General features: G+C 72.6%; 4 protein-coding genes. 1 reads left to right on the top strand and 3 read right to left on the bottom strand.

Annotated elements, in window-relative coordinates; translation table 11 throughout:
* Positions 1–71 precede the first annotated feature (71 nt).
* Positions 72–425 carry a hypothetical protein gene (locus ABZ281_RS43175; protein WP_356663589.1) on the bottom strand — a complete coding sequence of 118 codons (354 nt, stop codon included), beginning with the start codon at positions 423–425 and terminating at the stop codon, positions 72–74.
* 51 nt (positions 426–476) lie between these two features.
* On the bottom strand, positions 477–1,373 hold the full coding sequence (locus ABZ281_RS43170; RefSeq protein ID WP_356663587.1) for a 2-dehydropantoate 2-reductase: 897 nt from the start codon (positions 1,371–1,373) through the stop codon (positions 477–479).
* A 102-nt stretch (positions 1,374–1,475) separates the two neighbouring features.
* On the opposite strand from ABZ281_RS43170, the gene ABZ281_RS43165 reads away from it, so the two are divergent.
* Positions 1,476–1,706 (top strand): DUF2277 domain-containing protein, encoded by a 231-nt coding sequence (locus ABZ281_RS43165; protein ID WP_030836998.1) that lies wholly within the window; start codon positions 1,476–1,478, stop codon positions 1,704–1,706.
* Positions 1,707–1,805: 99 nt separating this feature from the next.
* Here ABZ281_RS43165 and ABZ281_RS43160 read toward each other — a convergent pair whose 3' ends face one another.
* Positions 1,806–3,089, bottom strand: coding sequence for a phosphatase PAP2 family protein (locus tag ABZ281_RS43160; RefSeq protein ID WP_356663591.1), 1,284 nt, complete (start codon positions 3,087–3,089; stop codon positions 1,806–1,808).
* Between the last annotated feature and the right edge of the window lie 279 nt (positions 3,090–3,368).

The raw sequence follows: 3,368 nt of genomic DNA, 5'->3' as shown, positions 1-3,368 counted from the left end.
GGTCCTCGTTCAGCCTGACCAAGAAGCTCCTCGGCAAGAGCGAGGGCAAGAGCTGACCTGATGGCCGGGCGTCACGGGGTTCCGCCGGTCTCCTCCGGAGGAACCCCGTGCGCGTGCTTCAGCTGCGAGCGGGCCGCCACCCGCTCGGAGCCGGTGAGCTCGGACCAGTAGCGGTGCGTGCTCACGAACACCGCGAGCTCGTGCTCCCGCTGCCGGAGCTTCTCCACCTCGGCTTGTTCATCGGCGGTCCAGCCGGGGGAGGCGGGGCGTTCCACCTTGCGCCAGCCGTTGTCGTCGCTGAAGCCGTCCAGCGGCACCACCGACCAGGGCAGTCGCTTCAGCAGGGCCGACAGCTCGGCCCGGACCTGATGGAGTTCCTCCTGACCGGCCAGGAGGTCACTCGGAAAGTCATAGGTCGTAGCCACGCCCCAATGATACGCCTGTTCGAATTTGGCGGGCGAGTTCCTTCCTGTGGTTCAGGCGAACGGGTGTACCTCGTCCACGACCCGGGCCGCCACCGGAGCCGGGATCCCGTGCCGTGCGGCCGCGCGGAGCAACGCGCCGCCGACGGCGTCCAGTTCGAGCGGCCGGCCGGCCTCGGCGTCGCGCTGCATCGAGGACTTCGTCGACGGCGGGAAGGCGTCGTAGCGGGCGAGGGCCTGGGCCGGGTCCGCCGGGCCGCCGCACGCCCGGCTGATCGCGGCCGTCTCCTCCACCAGGGCGGTCAGCTCGTCGCGGTGGTGGGTGCGGACGTCGCCGAGGGGGAGGCCGTAGCGCGTGGTCAGCAGGGCGAACGGCGCCAGGAACGACATCTTCGCCCACAGGGCCGCCGTCTCGTCCTCCAGGACGCGGGTGGCCGGACCGGCCGCGGCGAAGGCGTCGGCGAGGGCGTCGAGACGGGTCCGGGGCACGTCCGTGCCGGTCAGGTCGATCTCCGCGAAGGGGCTGCCGTGTTCGATGAGGCCCGGCGCGACCCGGGTGGACTCGACGCGGATCACGGCGGGGGCCACCCGGTCGGGCCGGTAATGGGCGCGCAGGGCCGCCGGATGCTCGACGCCGTTCAGGAACGGCACGACGAGCCCGTCGGACAGCACGAGGGCGGGAACCCGCGCCAGGGCGGCGTCGAGGGCGGTGTGCTTCACGGTGACCAGGCACGCGTCGACCGGTTCGCGCAGCTCGGTGTCGGCCTCGACGCGGGCCGTGAAGTCGCCGAAGCGGGCGCTGCGGACCTGGATGCCGTCGGTGCGCAGGGCCTCGGCGGTCTTCTCGCCCGACAGGCAGATCACGCGGTGGCCGGTGCGGGAGAGCAGGGCGGCGAGCAGGCCGCCCACGCCGCCGGGGCCCAGGACGGCCACGCTGAGTTCGTTCGCCACGAGGGGTTCCTCTCGTCGGTCGGCCCCGGGATGGTGGCCGCCTCGGAACGATCATGGCAGGCGTCGCTGTCGTATGAGGGCCGGACGGGTGAGACTGGGGGCATGTGCCGGAGTATCAAGACGCTGCGTCCGCCCGCGATGCCCGAAGAGGCCACCGAGGCGGACGTGCGCGCTGCCGCCCTGCAGTACGTGCGGAAGGTGTCGGGATTCCGCGCCCCCGCCGCTCACAACCAGGAGGTGTTCGACCGCGCCGTGGAGGCCGTCGCGCAGGCCACGGCCGAGTTGCTGGACGGTCTGGAGGTCCGCGGGGCCGGGGCGCGGAAGGCGAGCTGAGGGGGCTGACACCCGCCGGGCACCCCCAGACACCCGCCGGGCACCCCCAGACACCCGCCGGACACCCCCAGGGCCGGTCCGGTCGGCCCTGAGCCTGCCTCAGACCGCCAGTTCGGGCTGCGCTTCGGGTCGTGGGGCGGGTACGGGCGCCGCCTCCCACAGCCTGGTGGTCCGCCGGTAGGCGTAGACCACCGAGGCCATCGCCAGCAGGAGGAGCGGGCCGGATATCCACGGGTACGCGGCCATCTCCAGCGGCACGAAACGATAGGACGCCAGCAGCGCAGCGAAGACGACGGTCCCGTAGCCGATCAGCCGGAGACCCGCCCGGTCCCAGCCGCGGTCGTACGTGCGCAGCCCTGTCTCGACCGTGTACGCGAACACCACACCGGCGATGAGGTCCACGCCGTAGTGCCAGCCGAACCCCAGCGTGGCGGCGAGGGTCGCCACCAGCCAGAACGTGCCGGCGTAACGCAGGGCGCGCGGCCCCTTGCGGGAGTGGATGAAGATCGTGGTCGCCCAGGCCGTGTGCAGGCTGGGCATGCAGTTGCGCGGGGTGATCTCGTCGAACGGCATCGCGTACGGGGTGATGACCGGCGGCAGGGTGTCCGGCCACAGGTTCGCCGCCGCCCAGTGCCCGCCCTCGGGGCCGTAGGCGAACATGGGCCCGACCACGGGGTAGATCATGTAGAAGGCCGGTCCGAGCAGGCCGATCAGCAGGAAGGTGCGCACCAGGTGGTGACGCGGGAAGCGCTGCTCGGCCGCCACGTTGCGCAGCTGGTACAGCGCCACGCAGACGGCGGCCACGGCGAGCTGGGCGTAGACGTAGTCGAGGGCGTGCTCGCCGACCGGTCCGCTCGCCCGCAGGAGCCGGCCCGCCGGCCACGACGGGTTGCCCAGCGCGTGATCGGCCATGGCGACGTACGGGTCGAGTGTGAGCGGGCGGGTCTTCGACGTGATCAGCAGCCAGGTGTCACCGATCTTGCGGCCGGTCACCAGCAGCAGGCCGAGCCCCACGCCCTTCAGCATCAGGACGCGCTCGGGGCCGGTGCGCCGTGTGAGGGCGATGACGCCGAGGCCGAGGATCACCCACAGCGCGCCGTTGCCGAACGGGTGGCCCTCGGCGGGATGGGCGCCGGTCGCCCACCGCGCCGGCAGGAAGACGAGGTCGATGCCCATCGCGGTGCCGAGGGCGATGAGCCGCTGCCGCCAGGTGAGCACCACCATCGTCAGCGCCAGGCTGGCGTACAGCAGGAATCCGGACTTGGGGGCGTGGATCACCTCGCGTGCCTGCGCGGTGATCGGCCCCTGGATGCCGAGGTGCTGCGCGGCGATCTGGAGCGCGACGAGGAACCCGAGCGTGACCACGCCTGCCGCGACCCACAGCGGCGCACGGGGGTGCCGCCTCGCGGCGAGCGCGATCCGTCTCGTCCGGGAGGCTTTCCGCGACTCCGTGATGGACAATGTCTCAGCCGCTTCCAGGTCTGGGTGGTCGTGGTGGTGAGCCGGAGCCGGTCTACGACGTCCGCGGCTCGCGCCGCATCAGGAACGCCGCCCCCGCCCCGGCGCCGAACAGCGCCCCCACCGACACCGCCGTCGCCAGACCTGCTGACCGAACTCCACTACGGCAATACCGGCCTCGGACTGGTGCTGGGCGCGGTCGGG

Source organism: Streptomyces sp. NPDC006265 (assembly GCF_040613555.1).
In the GTDB taxonomy this organism is placed as follows: Bacteria; Actinomycetota; Actinomycetes; order Streptomycetales; family Streptomycetaceae; genus Streptomyces.
This window is presented reverse-complemented; position numbering and strand designations above follow the sequence as displayed.

Coding starts and splice junctions, on each gene's coding strand:
- ABZ281_RS43165 (WP_030836998.1), top strand. CDS start 1,476: ATGTGCCGGAGTATCAAGACGCTGCGTCCGCCCGCGATGCCCGAAGAG.